General features: G+C 39.7%; 18 protein-coding genes. 11 read left to right on the plus strand and 7 right to left on the minus strand.

Annotated elements, in window-relative coordinates:
- Positions 1–43 precede the first annotated feature (43 nt).
- The 3 genes from cdd to folB are packed head-to-tail and all read right to left on the minus strand — an operon-like array spanning position 44 to position 2208.
- On the minus strand, positions 44–937 hold the full coding sequence (gene cdd, locus ASU1_RS00105) for a cytidine deaminase (RefSeq protein ID WP_014990851.1): 894 nt from the start codon (positions 935–937) through the stop codon (positions 44–46).
- A 1-nt stretch (position 938) separates the two neighbouring features.
- Positions 939–1856: a DMT family transporter gene (locus ASU1_RS00110; RefSeq protein ID WP_014990852.1), complete on the minus strand. Its 918-nt coding sequence runs from the start codon at positions 1854–1856 to the stop codon at positions 939–941.
- Entirely contained in the window at positions 1846–2208 is a 363-nt protein-coding gene (gene folB, locus ASU1_RS00115) for a dihydroneopterin aldolase (RefSeq protein ID WP_014990853.1), read from the minus strand. The genes ASU1_RS00110 and folB overlap by 11 nt, the downstream gene beginning before the upstream one ends.
- An 85-nt stretch (positions 2209–2293) precedes the next feature.
- On the opposite strand from folB, the gene plsY reads away from it, so the two are divergent.
- Positions 2294–2899: a glycerol-3-phosphate 1-O-acyltransferase PlsY gene (plsY, locus tag ASU1_RS00120; protein WP_014990854.1), complete on the plus strand. Its 606-nt coding sequence runs from the start codon at positions 2294–2296 to the stop codon at positions 2897–2899.
- A gap of 102 nt (positions 2900–3001) precedes the next feature.
- Here the strand turns inward: plsY and ASU1_RS00125 are convergent, their stop codons facing one another.
- From ASU1_RS00125 to hslR, 3 genes are all read right to left on the minus strand, one after another.
- Entirely contained in the window at positions 3002–4621 is a 1620-nt protein-coding gene (locus ASU1_RS00125; RefSeq protein WP_014990855.1) for a Tle-like phospholipase domain-containing protein, read from the minus strand.
- 146 nt (positions 4622–4767) lie between these two features.
- Positions 4768–5658, minus strand: a complete 891-nt coding sequence (gene hslO / locus ASU1_RS00130) for an Hsp33 family molecular chaperone HslO (RefSeq protein ID WP_039194757.1) — start codon at positions 5656–5658, stop codon at positions 4768–4770.
- Positions 5659–5787: 129 nt separating this feature from the next.
- Positions 5788–6195: a ribosome-associated heat shock protein Hsp15 gene (gene hslR, locus ASU1_RS00135; RefSeq protein WP_014990857.1), complete on the minus strand. Its 408-nt coding sequence runs from the start codon at positions 6193–6195 to the stop codon at positions 5788–5790.
- Positions 6196–6360: 165 nt separating this feature from the next.
- Here hslR and nudE point away from each other — a divergent pair, with 165 nt between their 5' ends.
- The 10 genes from nudE (at position 6361) to ASU1_RS00185 (ending at position 15427) form a co-directional block, all read left to right on the plus strand.
- Positions 6361–6915 (plus strand): ADP compounds hydrolase NudE, encoded by a 555-nt coding sequence (gene nudE, locus ASU1_RS00140; protein ID WP_014990858.1) that lies wholly within the window; start codon positions 6361–6363, stop codon positions 6913–6915.
- A 12-nt stretch (positions 6916–6927) separates the two neighbouring features.
- Complete coding sequence (gene cysQ / locus ASU1_RS00145; RefSeq protein WP_014990859.1) at positions 6928–7740, plus strand: 3'(2'),5'-bisphosphate nucleotidase CysQ; 813 nt, start codon at positions 6928–6930, stop codon at positions 7738–7740.
- Between the two features lie 72 nt (positions 7741–7812).
- Positions 7813–9300 carry a glucose-6-phosphate dehydrogenase gene (gene zwf / locus ASU1_RS00150; RefSeq protein ID WP_014990860.1) on the plus strand — a complete coding sequence of 496 codons (1488 nt, stop codon included), beginning with the start codon at positions 7813–7815 and terminating at the stop codon, positions 9298–9300.
- A gap of 151 nt (positions 9301–9451) precedes the next feature.
- Positions 9452–10150, plus strand: coding sequence for a 6-phosphogluconolactonase (gene pgl, locus ASU1_RS00155; protein ID WP_014990861.1), 699 nt, complete (start codon positions 9452–9454; stop codon positions 10148–10150).
- 132 nt (positions 10151–10282) lie between these two features.
- Positions 10283–11608, plus strand: a complete 1326-nt coding sequence (locus ASU1_RS00160; RefSeq protein WP_014990862.1) for an MFS transporter — start codon at positions 10283–10285, stop codon at positions 11606–11608.
- A 101-nt stretch (positions 11609–11709) separates the two neighbouring features.
- Positions 11710–12417, plus strand: coding sequence for an aspartate/glutamate racemase family protein (locus ASU1_RS00165; RefSeq protein WP_039194759.1), 708 nt, complete (start codon positions 11710–11712; stop codon positions 12415–12417).
- Positions 12418–12458: 41 nt separating this feature from the next.
- On the plus strand, positions 12459–12914 hold the full coding sequence (locus ASU1_RS00170) for a hypothetical protein (protein WP_014990863.1): 456 nt from the start codon (positions 12459–12461) through the stop codon (positions 12912–12914).
- Position 12915: 1 nt separating this feature from the next.
- Positions 12916–13275, plus strand: a complete 360-nt coding sequence (locus ASU1_RS00175; RefSeq protein ID WP_014990864.1) for a hypothetical protein — start codon at positions 12916–12918, stop codon at positions 13273–13275.
- 279 nt (positions 13276–13554) lie between these two features.
- On the plus strand, positions 13555–15009 hold the full coding sequence (gene gnd / locus ASU1_RS00180) for a decarboxylating NADP(+)-dependent phosphogluconate dehydrogenase (RefSeq protein ID WP_014990865.1): 1455 nt from the start codon (positions 13555–13557) through the stop codon (positions 15007–15009).
- Positions 15010–15100: 91 nt separating this feature from the next.
- Positions 15101–15427, plus strand: coding sequence for a putative periplasmic lipoprotein (locus tag ASU1_RS00185; protein WP_014990866.1), 327 nt, complete (start codon positions 15101–15103; stop codon positions 15425–15427).
- A 59-nt stretch (positions 15428–15486) separates the two neighbouring features.
- On the opposite strand, the gene cysZ is transcribed toward ASU1_RS00185, so the two are convergent.
- Positions 15487–16368, minus strand: a complete 882-nt coding sequence (gene cysZ / locus ASU1_RS00190) for a sulfate transporter CysZ (protein ID WP_014990867.1) — start codon at positions 16366–16368, stop codon at positions 15487–15489.
- Positions 16369–16378 lie beyond the last annotated feature (10 nt).

Raw genomic sequence — 16378 nt, forward strand, 5'->3', positions numbered from 1 at the left:
GAGTATCTGACTACTCATCACTTTTTTCTTATTGTGCGAGGGACTACAGCTCAATATATTCGACATCTAAGCGAAGTAGTGTTTGGGACAACTCTTCGGTCATACGTCTATGGCTGAGGATTGCCTGTTTTTCTGCCATCACAATACGAGTAACCGGTTTATCCAGTAAGCCATTTAAGCGACGATAGTTTAATGCACTTTGTAAAGGCAAGAAGCTAGGGTTAAACGCAGCATTTTCAGCATAACGACCGGTAATAATCTGTTCATCAACTTGTAACGCAATACCACTCATCGCTTGGCTGTATGGTGCATAAGATTGCTGTGCGGCAATAATAGCGGCTTGAGAGAGCGGGTCGCCAACCAGTTCAAAAGTATGATGTTGAGCATCAAAAAGAACTTGTTCAATATTCAAATCTTTTGGTCCAAATGAATCCGGCAGATAGTTTTGTAATAAATTATTTTGGCTATGAGGTAAGTGAATTTTTAGCGTTTTAGCTGAGTTTAATTCATTCATAAATTGACGGCAGTGACCACAAGGTGTGTAGTTTACTACCATATCGTGAATAGATTTTTCACCTGCCAGCCACGCATGGGAAACTGCACTTTGCTCGGCATGTACGGTTTGCTGCATTGAGATTGATGAAAATTCTTGATTAGCACCGAAATAGAAGTTACCGGATTCACCGATAGCAATCGCCCCAACATAAAATTTAGATACGGGAACAAGTGCATAACAAGCAGCAAGAGGTAAACAATGTAATGCTAGTTCGATGGGTGAAAGCTCAAATTGCTGGCACCATTGTTGAATTTGAGTACCAGAAAAACTTGCTTTATATTGTTGAGCTTTTAATTGATCTGCAATTGCGGTTGTAATCGGATTGTTTTGTTCCAAGACAGCTTTTTCAAGTCGTGCTTGGAGTGCAAATAAAGTAGCCATCTTATTCTCCTTTGTTTGACGGGGAATTATTATACCCGCAAATCAACACGCCGGCTGTGATCAAGATCGCACTAATGACATGAAATGAATGGATTGCTTCATTTAACAACAAAATGCTGAATAATGCAGCAAACAAAGGCGTGAAATTAGTCATGACTGCAGCTTTGGCTGAGCCGATAATCGCAATGCCATAATTCCAAAATGCATAAGAAAGTATAGACGGACCTAGCACCAAATAAGCAACCCCCAGCCATTGGTAAGCGGTTAAATTTTGTAGTGTTTTTGCAGAAGTTTGCCAAAATTCATAGAGAAAGAAAGGCGTTAAGCTAAGTACGGCTAGGCCGACTAGTGCGGTCAAGAATGCAGTATTATTAATACCGCTGGGGCGTAAGCGGATAATACAGCAATAAATTGCCCAACTAACGGCGGATGCAATCGTCCATAAATCGCCTTGATTAATTTCTAATTGTGCCAGACGAGTTAAATCCCCTTGACTCAAGAGCCAAATAACACCGATCAAACTTAATAGCGCCCCACTAAAAATAACAGGTTTAATTTTTTCTCTAAAAAAGAATAAATTTAAAAACAGCACTAAAACTGGTACAACGGCAAGATAGAGGCTTGCATTTAAGGCTGAAGTAGATTTCAAGCCTTGATACAACGTTGCTGGAAATAGCACAACGCCTAATATCCCAAGGCTCCACATGAGCATTTTTGACGTTTTGATTATTGGAAACGCTTTTATTGTAGGGCGATAAAATAAGCAAGCTAAAATGATTAAAGCAGGAAACCAGCGCAGATAAGTCAGAGTAATCGGTTCTATCACGTTACTGAGTACTTTTCCTAACACAAAATTCCCGCCCCAGAAGGCTGTTGCTAGAATTAAACTGGCATAGCCGATACGAATATTAGTTTGCATGACGACCTCGTTCTACGATAACGCCTACACTGCTTGCTTGTGCGACCGCTTTGGGCTTATGTAATTCGATTCTAAGTGCTTGAATACCATAGGTTTGTTGTAAGAGATCGGCAATTTGATGCGCAACGGTTTCGACTAATTTAAAAGGCTTGGATTCTACAAAATGTAATATCTTTTCTGAAACTTCCGCATAATTTAAGCAGTATTGCACATCATCAGTCGCTGCTGCTTGTGTGAAATCCCATTCCATTTCAATATTAAATACCAAACGCTGCTTAATTGTATGCTCCCAATCATAAGCTCCAATGGAAGCAAAAGCGGTAAGTTCATGGATAAAAACTTTATCGGCCATTTTAGTTTTCCTTATTTGTTTATGATAACATTGACGAAAATATAGCATACAAGCGAAGTAGCCCCTAGAAATTAAAGGAAAAATTATGAGTACCACTGCTTATTTATTAATTGTTGTGGCCTATATACTAGGCTCTATTTCTAGCGCCATTATTTTCTGTCGTTTGGCCGGGCTACCGGATCCTAGAGAACAAGGTTCTCATAATCCCGGAGCAACGAATGTGCTGCGTATTGGGGGAAGAATTTCGGCGCTAGGAGTACTACTCTTTGATATTTTGAAAGGCAGCTTACCGGTGTTATGTGCTTTTCAGCTAGGATTGGAACCTTCAGAAATAGGTTTTATTGCTTTAGCGGCTTGTTTAGGACATATTTTTCCGGTGTTTTTTCAGTTTCGAGGTGGTAAAGGCGTAGCGACTGCATTTGGAGCACTATTGCCAATGAGTACGGTTGTCGCTGGTGCTGCTTTATGTAGCTGGTTAATTGTATTTTTACTATTTGGTTTTTCTTCGTTAAGTGCAGTGGTTACGGCATTAGTTGTACCATTTTATATCTGGTGGTTTAGACCAGAATTTACTTTCCCTGTTGCATTAGTATGTTGTTTGTTGGTATATCGTCATCACGATAATATTCAGCGTTTATGGCGAGGGCAAGAAGAAAGAATATGGGATAAGCTGAAAGTCGGTAAAGAGTAGCTAAGTCAAGCGGTCGAATTTTTTAAATTTTTAACAAATACTTTGTTGAAGAGGAATTTGACCGCTTGTTTTATTGAACAGTTTTAATTAACTTGTTTAAGTTTACATTACTACTGCTTCATATTGTGGCGCTTCAAGGTTTGCAGCAAAGCCCGCATCAAGAGCAGTTTCATAGCTAAATTCACTATCATTTGCAGCGAAGTTAGCTGCTTCTAAGCTATCATCAGTCTCACTTAATTCGCTTGGCAAGCTAAGTTCTTCTGCTTCAAGTGGTTGTTCAAGCTCTGTTGTGAATAAACTTGATTCGACCGCTTCGCTTTCTATTGCCATTGGTGCGGCAAAATCAACTTCTCGATATTCAGCCATTAATGCCATAGGCTGTTCTGTATCAATACTATATGTGGTGCTGTTACCATTTGTATTGAGATCAACGATCTGGATACCGTTTTCAGTCAGCGTTGGAATAATATTTGATGCAAGCGCATCTGAGCCTAAGTGAATTTCAAGCCCATCTGCATAACCGTCATTATCCGTATCCGCATTATTGATATCACTGCCAATACGTTTTTCCATCACATCGGTTAAGCCGTCCTGATCTCTATCATCGTTTGAATAATGATAATCCATACGATAGCCTTGAGAGAATTCTTCTTTTAGCTGATCATCTTTTTCAAAGAAGCTAGATAAGGCGTGTAGTCCGGATAACTGACCTTTTTTAAAGTCAAAAGAGGTTGTTCCGTCATAACGACCGAGGAATTTATCTACAAATTCGCCACTGATGATATAAGAATCCGTTTTATGTTTGGTGACAATATTTGATTTATCACTATCATCAATCATATCCGTTTTGGTAAATTTGTTGGCTAAATCCGCCGCTTGTTTGAGTGTTTGGCTTGAAAGACCGTGATGTTTTAAAACCGCAGGGTTAAATAATGCGCTACGCTCGAACATATCATCCCAACCTGCACGGCTTTGAATGGTATGTGCCACGAAATATTCCGCTAAATAACCACCTAGCGAGTGACCGGTCGAATAAACATTTTTCGGTTTATATGCTTCAATATATTGCGCAGCTTGATCTAAGTAAGCGGTTTGCATTGGCGTATCACCGAAGGCTAGGCGTAAATCTGCAGTTAAATCCGCAAATTCGCTTGTACCACGGAAAGCGATAACGACATTATCATAGCTGCCATCGGCATTTTTTCCGTTACCGAAGATCACGTAATCCAAACCGCTTCCCGGGCTTTCGGTACGTAAAACTTCCCAGTTATCAACAACTTCCTTAATTTGTTGGGCGTAGGGTGAGTCTGAATATTTACCGTTAAAGTAGGTACTGAGTTTGGTTTTGTCTTGATAGGAGAGAGAAGAGAAAATTCTCAGATCACGATCTGAAACATTCCACATATTTGGATTTTTATCATGTAAATCAATGATGCCATCTTTATCCGTATCGGGTTTATAAGCAGACTTAACGTTATCAAAAGATTGCTGCTGATGTTGTGCAGCATAATCTTCTAAAGCTTTAATAACATTGGCTGGAATGGACGGTTTGGAGGATGCGGATAAGGCGGAAGGGTGTAATTCTAAATTCGGTTCGAATGTCGTTTCAGCTCGAGAGGCTGACATCAATTTCGAAATATTAGGGTATATGTGTGCATATTTTGCTAAAACATTATCAACGATATGTGTTGATGCGGTGTGTTTAGTAAATGTGTTGATCATAGTGATCTCCTTATAATTATAGACTGGGATAATTCCCACCGAGATTCTATGTTAGTCAAATTTTAGCCGCAATAATGTTTACAAAAAAGCGGTTAAATTTGTAAAAAAATCTTTAAATTCAACCGCTTATTGTTATAGATTTTGATCTATAAATTTAACTTTGTCAATTTGTCCGCTTCTTCTTTAAATTCCATAATGGCATTTTTATCAAAGAAATATTGAGTACCGCAGCACTCACATTGCATATCAATTACGCCATTTTTTTCGGCAAGCATTTCATCAATTTCTTCCATTGGCAACAATAGAATCGCATTGCCTGAACGCTCGCGAGAACAGCCGCAATGGAATTTTGTCTCTTGTGGCGGATAAACTTCAACTTGTTCTTCGTGATATAAACGGAATAAAAGTTCTTCCGCTTCTAAGCCGAATAATTCTTCGTCTTTAACCGTTTCGGCAAGCGTCATTAAATGCTCGAAGTCTTCCGGTGTACCGGTACCGTCTGGCATAATTTGTAATAATAGACCGCCAGCTACCGCTTTGCCTTCATATTCGCCGGTACGAATTACTAAATGGGTTTGAAGCTGCTCTGAACGAATAAAATAATCTTCTAAACATTCACGAATGGTTGGTTTATCTAAGGCAATCACACCTTGGTAACGTTCGCCGTCATTCGGCATAATAGAAATAACTAACACGCCGTTACTAATCATTTCGCTTAAGGTTGCATTGTCAGCAATTTCCGCTTGCGTGCGAGCTAATGCGCGTAATTGTTGCTGTTCATTACCGTTTACCACCGCTAATTTGAGTGGGCCGTCACCTTGAATTTGCACGGTAATTGTCCCTTCAAATTTCATAATTGCGGTGAGTAGGCTAGTTGCGACTAACATTTCACCTAATAAATTTTGTACTGCTTTCGGATATTGGTGGGTATTCAGCGTTTCGGTAAAGGTATCGTTTAAACGAACCCATTCGCCACGTACAGCGCGGTTTTGGAATAAATAGCGATAAAGTTTGTCGTTGTCTTTTGTATAGCTCATGGTTTTTCCTAGTAAAAGCGGTAGGATTTGCAAAAAAATTTGCAAATTTGACCGCTTGTTAAAATAAAAGAAGGCACACGTAAAACGTGCGCCATAAACTTGTCGTTAATATGGGGATCAATTTATAAATTACAATATTTGATCTTTAAATTTTACTAGATCACGGCGCTCTTTTTTATTTGGGCGGCGATCTGGATGTGGCATCGAAAGCGCATTTGCTTTGCGAGCAAAAGCAATCGCTTCACGTTGTTTAATGCTTTTTTCAGTTTCTTGATAAAGTAATTGCGCTTCCGGTGCATCTCGACGTTGGTCACTGAGTGCGGTAACAATCACTTCTTTTTCATCATTACCTTGGCGCAGTTTAATTATTGCGCCGACTTCTACCGTTTTACTGGTTTTCGCCCGTTGCCCGTTATAATGCACTTTTCCACCTTCAATCATTGCTTTAGCAATCGAACGTGTTTTATAAAAACGTGCCGCCCATAACCATTTATCAAGGCGAACTTCATTATCTTCTTTTGATGTTGGTTGTTTCATTTGACTTCTCGTTAAGTGCATTTTTTATAGGTAATTCGTGGATAATTTCCCGTAAACACACATTCAAATTCAGAATGTATTATGATAACAATGTCATAAAAAAGAACAAATAATTTTCGGTAAATGTGGTATCTTAATGACATCATTTTGATGTGGGAGCAAAGCATGCAGACTCAACAACTTCCTAAAATTTTGAACGTTGAAACAATTGCGAAAACTCGAATTTTTGAGGTTCAGGCGGTTGATTTGCGTTTTTCAAATGGTGAAGAACGCACTTTTGAGCGTCTCACGCCGCAACGCCGTTCTTCCGTAATGGTGATTCCGATTCAAAACCAAGAACTGATGTTTGTTAAAGAATATGCGGTTGCTTCCGAGCGCTATGAATTAGGGTTTCCGAAAGGGATTGTTGATCAGGGCGAAGAACCCATCATAAGTGCAAATAGAGAATTACAAGAAGAGATCGGTTTCGGTGCAAAACGAATTGAATTTTTACGCTCGCTTTATACCGGCCCGAGTCATATGTTTGGGCTGATGCACGTATTTATTGCACAAGATCTCTATCCGTCCAAATTAGAAGGTGATGAGCCGGAACCGTTAGAAGTGGTAAGAGTGCCTTTGGCAAAAATAGATGAGTTACTTGCTGATCCAAATTTTGCGGAATCACGAAATCTAGCCGCCCTTTTTATGTTAAGAGAGTATCTGACAAGCGGTCAAAAATAGGGAAATTTTAGCATGCAGTCATTAAATTCAACGCTTTTACAATCAGTCAAACAAATAGCGCAGCAAGCCGGAGAACACCTGAAAGGTTTTTATCAGCGCTCGGTCGAAATTAAGATTAAAGCGGATCATACCCCGGTGACCGAAGCGGATCTGTTTATTAGCCAATTTATCACGGAAAAATTGCGCCAACTCACGCCGAACGTGCCAATTTTATCGGAAGAAAATTGCAATATTCCATTGGAAGAGCGCCTATCGTGGCAAGAATATTGGATTATTGATCCGCTAGACGGTACACAACAATTTATTGATCGAACTGATCAATTTTCTGTGGTGATCGGCTTGGTGCAACATAATCGCCCGGTGTTAGGTGTGATTCATGCACCAATTCTAGCAAAAACATATTTTGCCATGGCAGGAAACGGTGCATTTTTGCAAGAAAATGATGAAATTCGACCGCTTGTTGGGCATCAAGGTTTACTCTGCAGCAACTGCTTAAAGATTGCAATGGGGGCATCGGCACAAAGTAAAGTATTAAATTCTGTCAATTCATCTTATCAAGCGGAAATTTTGCAGTATGGCTCAAGCAGCTTAAAAGCCGGTTTGATTGCCGAAGGAAAAGTAGATTGTTATGCACGATTTGGTGATACCGGCGAATGGGATACTGCCGTAGCAGAAGTTTTATTGGCAGAGGTTGGCGGTAAAATTTTTGATTTGAATTTTGAGCCGTTAACTTATAATCAACGTCCAACTTTTGTAAACCCTCATTTTGTGATGGTGGCGGATAAACAGTTGAATTGGGAAAAAATCTTTCAATTTAATTCGTAATAGCTATTTGCAACATCAGTAAAAATGTTACATATTAGTTAAATGACTCACGAATTCGGGAATAATATAAAAATGAATATCGAAAATAGTTGTATTGTTATTTTTGGCGCATCAGGCGATTTAACTTTCCGTAAATTGATCCCAGCGCTTTATAACTTATTTAAAATTGGTCGACTCGGGGAGCATTTCTCGGTATTAGGTGTCGCTCGATCGGAGCTTACGGACGATTCTTTCCGCAGCAAAATGCGTGATGCCTTAATCAAATTTGAAAAAGCAGAAGGGCAATCATTAGACGATTTCTGTACTCACCTTTATTATCAAGCGGTTAACACTTCTGATGCGGTAGATTATGCGAAGTTATTACCTCGTTTAGATGAGCTACACGATAAATACGGTAGCTGCGGTAACACGCTTTATTACCTTTCTACACCGCCAAGTTTATATGGCGTTATTCCGGAATGTTTAGCTGCTCACGGCTTGACCACCGAAGAATTCGGCTGGAAGCGTATCATTGTGGAAAAACCGTTCGGTTATGACATTAAAACTGCCAAAGAATTAGATGAAAAAATCCATCACTATTTTGAAGAACATCAAATCTATCGTATTGACCACTATTTAGGTAAAGAAACGGTTCAAAATTTACTTGTACTTCGTTTTTCAAACGGTTTATTCGAGCCTTTATGGAACCGTAATTTCATTGATTACGTAGAAATTACCGGTGCGGAAGCAATTGGCGTGGAAGAGCGTGGCGGTTATTACGACGGTTCGGGCGCAATGCGTGATATGTTCCAAAACCACTTGTTACAAGTATTAGCCATGGTTGCGATGGAGCCGCCGGCAATTATTAATGCCGATTCAATGCGTGATGAAGTGGCGAAAGTGTTGCATTGTTTACATCCGTTAACTGCTGAAGATGTGAAAAATAACGTGGTGTTGGGTCAGTACGTGAAAGGCGAAGTGGATGATCAAATGGTTGCCGGCTACTTAGAAGAGAAAGGCGTACCGGCAGATTCAAATACTGAAACTTATATGGCGCTTAAATGTGAGATCGATAACTGGCGTTGGGCGGGCGTTCCTTTTTATGTGCGAACAGGCAAACGTTTGCCAGTGCGTGTCACGGAAGTGGTGATTCATTTTAAAACGACACCACATCCGGTATTCAGCCAAAATGCACCGGAGAATAAACTAATTATTCGTGTGCAGCCTGATGAAGGCATCTCAATGCGCTTCGGCTTGAAAAAACCGGGTGCAGGTTTTGATGCGAAAGAAGTTTCAATGGACTTCCGTTACTCGGATTTAAGTTCGGCATCAAGCTTATTAACCGCTTATGAACGTTTATTATTAGATGCGTTAAAAGGCGATGCAACTTTATTCGCTCGTACTGATGCGGTACACGCTTGTTGGAAATTTGTGCAGCCGATTTTAGATTATAAAGCGGAGAGAGGCAGAATTTATGAGTACGAAGCGGGTACTTGGGGGCCGACCGAAGCGGATAAACTTATCGCGAAACACGGTAAAGTATGGCGTAAACCATCAGGTATGATGAAGAAAAAAGTATAAATTTAGCTAACAAATCTCCCTTCCCCTCTTTACTAAAGAGGGGAGTAGATCGAGCATAATTCGTGTGCGGTGTAAATATTCAACTAAGCCGCCCCCTCTTTAGAAAAGAGGGGCTGGGGGAGATTTGAGTATGAATTAAAAGGAAATGTTAATGAACTACATCACCTTCCCATCCGCTCAGCAAGCGGTGGAAAAAATTGCACAAGAATTTGTGTTATACAGCCAATTAAACCGTCCGGTACATATTTCATTATCAGGCGGTTCAACCCCGAAATTATTGTTTAAAACATTAGCGCAAGCGCCATTTAGTACGGCAATCCAATGGCAAAATCTGCATTTTTGGTGGGGTGATGATCGCATGGTGTTACCAACGGATCCTGAAAGTAATTATGGTGAAGTGCAAAAGTTACTCTTCGATCATATTCAAATTCCTCAACAAAATATTCACCGTATTCGTGGCGAAGAACCGGTAGAACAAGAACTTGCAAGATTTTCACAAGAATTGACCGCTTGTGTGCCTGATTTAGCTTTTGATTGGATCATTCTCGGCATGGGGAATGACGGTCATACCGCTTCACTTTTCCCTCATCAAACCGATTTTAATGACCCGAATGTTGCAGTGATAGCCAAACATCCTGAAAGCGGTCAAATTCGTATTTCAAAAACCGCTAAATTGCTTGAGCAAGCAAAACGTATTACTTACTTAGTCACAGGTGCAGCAAAAGCGGAAGTCTTAAAAGAAATTTACGAAACTGAAGCAGAAAAACTACCGTATCCGGCGGCTCGTATTAAAGCGAAAAACGGTGTGACCGAATGGTATTTAGACCAAGAGGCGGCAAAATTATTATAGCTTATAGATTATGAATGAAATTCATAATAAAGCTTAATATTTTTCAATGCGGGTATTGCATATTTGCATTGTTCTTTGTGATTGTTTCATTTAGGATTCCAATTAAATGAAAATCTTTAATAAGGAATTCCTATGACGATTCAAACACAACAACATACAAATAATTTAAGGCACGCAATTGATAACAGCCCTATGGGCGTATATCAATGGGCAATCGTAATCATGGCTGCCGTGATGAATTTTTTAGATGGCTTCGATGTATTAGCGATTGCATTTACAGCGACGAATATTTCTAAAGAGTTCGGTTTATCTAAAACCGAATTTGGTGTGTTAGTCAGCGCCGGTTTAGCCGGTATGACGATTGGTTCGCTTTTCCTTGCGCCACTTGCCGATAAATTCGGTCGCCGTCCGTTATTATTACTTTCAGTGGCATTATCGGCGATTGGCTTGTTGATTTCAGGTTTAGCGACCACGCCATTTATACTTGGTTTTTCACGTGTGATCACCGGTTTAGGGGTCGGCGGTATTTTAGTCGGCACCAATGTGATTACTAGTGAATATTCTTCAAAGAAATGGCGTAGTTTTGCCATTAGCGTTTATGCGGCGGGTTTCGGTATTGGTGCGATGATCGGCGGTATGATGGCAAAAGAATTACAAGCGGCTTATAGCTGGCATGCGGTTTATTTTGCCGGCGCTGCAATGACTGCGGTAGTGTGGGTGGTGTTATTTATTTGGTTACCGGAGTCGATCGACTTTTTAACCACCAAGCAACCGGCAAATGCGAAAGCGCGTTTAAATCAAATTGCAGCAAAAATCGGTTTTGGGTTTAATGGTGAATGGGATTTACCGGTAAAAGTAGAAGCGGTAAAAACTAAACTACCGATTTCACAACTATTTAGTGATAAATATCGCCGCTCGACATTACTATTATGGCTTTCATTCTTTGCCATTATGTTCAGTTTCTACTTTATTAGCTCGTGGACCCCTGCATTGCTCAAAGAAGCGGGAATGACGGTGGAAGATAGTATCAACGTGGGGATGGCAATTTCGATCGGCGGTGCCGGCGGTTCATTAATCTACGGTTTAATTGCCAGCCGTTGGCAGGCAAGAGCAGTATTAATGCTATTTACCGTGTTATCAGCAATTGCGATTGTGGTGTTTATTCTTTCATCTTCAGCGCTCGGTGTGGCGATGGCAATGGGAGTTGTTGTCGGTGCGTTAGTGAACGGTTGTATCAGTGGTTTGTACACCATCAATCCGGCAACTTATGATGCGGATATCCGTAATACTGGTGTGGGCTGGGCGATTGGTGCAGGGCGTGCAGGTTCGATTCTTGCACCGACAGTGGCGGGAATGTTGCTCGACGGCGGCTTGGCGAAACAAGATTTATACATCGCTGTAGCTGGTGTAATGTTACTATCAACTGTGGCGCTAGCATTCAAGAAGTCACACGTATAAACTCATTATTTAAGGTGGGAAACTCCCACCTTTAGGCATTTCCAAGTAGGTCGAATTTGCAAACTTTTCTGCAAATTCGACCGCTTGCGTAAGGAGAAAGTATGAAAACACTTGGCATCTTAGGTGGAATGAGCCCGGAAAGTACGGTTTCTTATTATCTGAATATCAACCGAGCAGTCAATCAGGCATTAGGCGGTAATGCCAGTGCTAAGATCCTTATGTCGAGTGTCGATTTTGCTGAAATAGTCCAATGCCAAAAAAGTGGTGATTGGCAAAAAGCAGGTGAAATTCTTGCGCAACAAGCTAAATTACTTGAACAAGCAGGGGCGGAAGGTATTTTACTTGCCACTAACACAATGCACAAAGTGGCCTCTCCGATTGTTGAAGCGATTTCAGTGCCGTTTTTACATATTTTGGATGCGGTTGCAGATAGTATAAAAGCGAAAGGTTTAACCACTGTTGCCTTGCTAGGCACAGCTTTTACGATGAGTGATAATTTTTATGTGGACGGGTTACGTCAACGTGGGATCACGCCGTTAGTCCCTGATGAACAAACTCAGCAAGAAATTCATCGCATTATTTTTGAAGAACTATGCGTAGGGCAATTTTTACCGCAGTCGAAAGCGTTTTATCTTAAAACAATTGAAAAGCTAACAGCTCTCGGTGCTCAAGGCGTTATTTTAGGTTGTACGGAAATCGGTTTATTAATCAATCAATCGGATTCAGCCCTACCGTTTTTTGATACAGCGGAATTGCATAGTGAAATGGCTGTGGGGTTTGTGTTGAGTGGATATAAACAGTCATTGTAGTAAACTAGCTAGGATCATTGTTTATAGCTAAAAGGAATTATATGAATTGGGATATGAATGTATTTAATCTTTCTAATATTGCCGATATTTTATCTATTTTAGGAGCTTTTTTATCTCTGTTTAACTTATTATTTATAAAAAGAATAAAAGAAAGTCTTTTATTGCGAATTAATATAAAAAGATATAAAAAGGAACTTAAAGATAGAGTTCAACTCTTAGCAAATTATTTAAATGAATATAGAGATAATAAGAATAATATAAAAGAATTGATAAATATAATTGATATTAAGGCACAACATATAAAATCACGTAATAAAAATATATCTAAACATATAAAAGAATTACATAGAATGATTAAGGAATATAATAGAAATATGAAAAAAGGACATGATGAATCAATAATTGAAGATCAAGTTAGAGAAATCAAAACACAGCTTACAATTATAGTGGAAGAATTGAATGAACAAGAACAATCATATAAATTAGGTGGGAATTAGTATGATGCTAAGAAGTGAAATTATTTTTTTTATAGATAAGCTAATAAAAATGACTCAGCATGGGAAATTAAGTTGGAATAAGGTTAAGCCTGTTATGAGAATGAATTCCAGTGTTGAGTATGTTGATGTTGTATATGAAGCTTATCTTGAAAATATGATTGTCTGGATTTATCAGAAAAATTATAAATATTATTATGATGAAATTGATTTTAGTTGGGATAAGGAAATAGTGATAGAATTAATAGATCCAGAGACTCATCTTGTTATGCAAGAATTGAAAGCTAGTAATGCTGGAGAACTATTAAATGCGATTAATTATAAATCTATACATAGCTTTTATTCACGAGTATTAGAAAAATAACTTATCGATTCATAAATATCTTTGATAGATCTGACTTATGTTCAATATAGTTTAAAGATATCCATCATGAGATAGATATTAGCGACAACCTAGCACTTACGTACTAGGTTATATATAAGTATTGCCACCCTGTGGCAAAGGACAGATTACTTGGTTGCAGAGCAACCATACAATTTATTAGCCCCATACGTTAGTGTGGGGAACAGCAAGCGGTCAATTTTGCAAAAAATTTTACAAATTCGACCGCTTGTAACGAATCAAAACCAACAGGAGAAAACAATGTCAGTAAAAGGCGATATTGGCGTTATCGGTTTAGCGGTAATGGGTCAAAACTTAATTTTAAATATGAACGACAACGGTTTTAAAGTGGTTGCGTATAACCGCACGACTTCAAAAGTGGATGAGTTCTTAGCAGGTGCGGCGAAAGGCACAAATATTATCGGTGCTTATTCGTTAGAAGATTTAGCGGCGAAATTAGAAAAACCGCGTAAAGTGATGTTAATGGTGCGTGCCGGTGAAGTGGTAGATCAATTTATTGAGGCACTTCTTCCGCATTTAGAAGAAGGCGACATCATTATTGACGGCGGTAACTCAAATTACCCTGACTCAAACCGTCGTGTTAAAGATTTAGCGGCGAAAGGTATTCGTTTTATCGGTACCGGTGTTTCGGGGGGGGAAGAAGGGGCGCGTCACGGACCTTCAATTATGCCTGGTGGTAACATTGAAGCGTGGGAACACGTTAAACCGATTTTACAAGCAATTTCAGCGAAAACCGATAAAGGCGAGCCTTGCTGTGACTGGGTGGGCAAAGAAGGTGCGGGTCATTTCGTGAAGATGGTTCACAACGGTATTGAATACGGCGATATGCAATTAATTTGCGAAGCTTACCAATTCTTAAAAGACGGTTTAGGTTTAAGCTACGATGAGATGCAAGCAATTTTCCAAGAGTGGAAGAAAACCGAATTAGATAGCTACTTAATCGACATCACTACTGATATCTTAGGCTACAAAGACGAAGACGGCACACCGTTAGTTGAGAAAATCTTAGATACTGCAGGTCAAAAAGGTACAGGTAAATGGACCGGTATCAATGCGTTAGATTTCGGTATTCCATTAACCTTAATCACTGAATCGGTATTTGCTCGTTGTGTATCTTCATTTAAAGATCAACGTGTTGCAGCTTCGAAATTATTCAACAAAACTATTACACCTGTTGAAGGCGATAAAAAAGTGTGGATTGAAGCGGTTCGTAAAGCATTACTTGCTTCAAAAATTATTTCTTACGCACAGGGCTTTATGTTAATTCGTGAAGCATCAGAAAATTTCGGCTGGGATATCAACTACGGCGCAACCGCACTTTTATGGCGTGAAGGTTGTATCATCCGTAGCCGTTTCTTAGGTAACATTCGTGATGCGTATGAAGCAAATCCAGACTTAGTATTCTTAGGTTCAGATGATTACTTCAAAGGCATTTTAGAAAATGCAATGGCAGACTGGCGTAAAGTGGTAGCAAAATCGATTGAAGTGGGTATCCCAATGCCATGTATGGCATCTGCGATCACGTTCTTAGACGGTTATACTTCAGAGCATGTGCCAGCAAACTTACTGCAAGCACAGCGTGACTACTTTGGTGCGCACACTTATGAACGTACCGACAAACCACGCGGTGAGTTCTTCCACACTAACTGGACAGGCCGTGGCGGTAATACTGCTTCAACGACTTATGATGTGTAAGATATCTCTGAACTAATTGCTTAGAGAAGCTTCTAAAAAGCGGGTAATGACTGAATTACCCGCTTTTTTTAACTCAAATTAGGATTTCACTATGAAAAAATTACTCGGTATTTCTACTTTGGCAGTGTTATTAGCAGCGTGTTCATCACCAAATGAGCCTACTCAGGTCTCTCAAGTTACAGAAGCGGATTCGCTCGCAAAAGTAGAAGAAGCTTTAAAAGCTTGTCAAGAATCTGTCGGTGAAAGCAAAGATCAAATTAAATTTGATGCTTGTATGAAAGAAAAAGGATTTGAAAGACCGGCGCAGCAGGAACAAGCTGTACAGCAAGTGCAAGAGACGGCAAAAGAAAACGCTACGGCGGTAAAATCAGAAGCTAAAAAAGCAGTTAAAAAAGTGAAAAGCACTAAAACCAAATAACTAAAATGCCTCTCGAATGAGAGGCTTATTTTTGCAAAATACGGGAGAAATCAGACCGCTTAATGAGGCTTAATATCACCGTTACGTACGTCAGGATTTACTGCGCCAGAACGTGTTTCCGTACTGAGTTCTCTGCTTGGTTTTGTGGTGTAGTCAGCTCTGTCAAAATCACCGGTTCTCCCTAACATAAAGTTACGATATTCTTCGACCCACATGGCGGTTGCACCGCAGACGGCAACCGGCATCACGACTAAATTCACAAAAGGTAAAGCGGTAAAAATACTCACAAATGTGCCAAAGGTGAAATTTAAAATCTTGCGTTGCCCAAGAGCATTGCGCATACGTTTAAAACTGATTTTATGATTATCGAATGGGTAGTCACAATATTGAATGGCTAATAACCAAGCGCCAAAAACAAAAGTTAATACAGGCACAATAGTTTGCCCGATGACCGGTACAAAACTTAATAAAAACAATGCAATAAAACGAGGGATGCTATACATCATCTTTTGCCATTCACGTTTTAGCATACGCGGTACGTCTTTTAGCATTTCCGCTACCGTCATATTGTTAAGCTGTTCACCCGTCAATTGTAATTCAACTTTTTCCGCCAGCAGCGCATTAAACGGTGCGGCAATAAAATTGGTAATAGTAGTAAAGGTAAAGTAAAACAGCATAATTAAAGACAGCACAGCAAGCGGTACTAAAATAATGGTTAACCAATCCAACCATGACGGCATAAAGCTGACGATCCAATCCGCCCAACCTACAATATTGCCAATAAAAAACCATAGCAGTGCAATCATCAGTACACTGTTAATAGCGATGGGAATTAATACAAATGGTAGGAGCTTGCGTTGCAGCATAAGCCTCCAGCCATAGATAAAGTAATGAAACCCTAAGCCTAAATCGCTTTGCGGTTCGTTAAATGCAGATGACATATAGATTCGA

The organism is Actinobacillus suis ATCC 33415, from assembly GCF_000739435.1.
Lineage (GTDB): Bacteria > Pseudomonadota > Gammaproteobacteria > Enterobacterales > Pasteurellaceae > Actinobacillus > Actinobacillus suis.

Coding starts and splice junctions, on each gene's coding strand:
- nudE (WP_014990858.1), top strand. CDS start 6,361: ATGCAGACTCAACAACTTCCTAAAATTTTGAACGTTGAAACAATTGCG.
- cysQ (WP_014990859.1), top strand. CDS start 6,928: ATGCAGTCATTAAATTCAACGCTTTTACAATCAGTCAAACAAATAGCG.
- folB (WP_014990853.1), bottom strand. CDS start 2,208: ATGGCCGATAAAGTTTTTATCCATGAACTTACCGCTTTTGCTTCCATT.
- pgl (WP_014990861.1), top strand. CDS start 9,452: ATGAACTACATCACCTTCCCATCCGCTCAGCAAGCGGTGGAAAAAATT.
- cysZ (WP_014990867.1), bottom strand. CDS start 16,368: ATGTCATCTGCATTTAACGAACCGCAAAGCGATTTAGGCTTAGGGTTT.
- zwf (WP_014990860.1), top strand. CDS start 7,813: ATGAATATCGAAAATAGTTGTATTGTTATTTTTGGCGCATCAGGCGAT.
- ASU1_RS00110 (WP_014990852.1), bottom strand. CDS start 1,856: ATGCAAACTAATATTCGTATCGGCTATGCCAGTTTAATTCTAGCAACA.
- hslO (WP_039194757.1), bottom strand. CDS start 5,658: ATGAGCTATACAAAAGACAACGACAAACTTTATCGCTATTTATTCCAA.
- ASU1_RS00185 (WP_014990866.1), top strand. CDS start 15,101: ATGAAAAAATTACTCGGTATTTCTACTTTGGCAGTGTTATTAGCAGCG.
- ASU1_RS00170 (WP_014990863.1), top strand. CDS start 12,459: ATGAATTGGGATATGAATGTATTTAATCTTTCTAATATTGCCGATATT.
- hslR (WP_014990857.1), bottom strand. CDS start 6,195: ATGAAACAACCAACATCAAAAGAAGATAATGAAGTTCGCCTTGATAAA.
- plsY (WP_014990854.1), top strand. CDS start 2,294: ATGAGTACCACTGCTTATTTATTAATTGTTGTGGCCTATATACTAGGC.
- ASU1_RS00165 (WP_039194759.1), top strand. CDS start 11,710: ATGAAAACACTTGGCATCTTAGGTGGAATGAGCCCGGAAAGTACGGTT.
- ASU1_RS00160 (WP_014990862.1), top strand. CDS start 10,283: ATGACGATTCAAACACAACAACATACAAATAATTTAAGGCACGCAATT.
- gnd (WP_014990865.1), top strand. CDS start 13,555: ATGTCAGTAAAAGGCGATATTGGCGTTATCGGTTTAGCGGTAATGGGT.
- ASU1_RS00125 (WP_014990855.1), bottom strand. CDS start 4,621: ATGATCAACACATTTACTAAACACACCGCATCAACACATATCGTTGAT.
- ASU1_RS00175 (WP_014990864.1), top strand. CDS start 12,916: ATGATGCTAAGAAGTGAAATTATTTTTTTTATAGATAAGCTAATAAAA.
- cdd (WP_014990851.1), bottom strand. CDS start 937: ATGGCTACTTTATTTGCACTCCAAGCACGACTTGAAAAAGCTGTCTTG.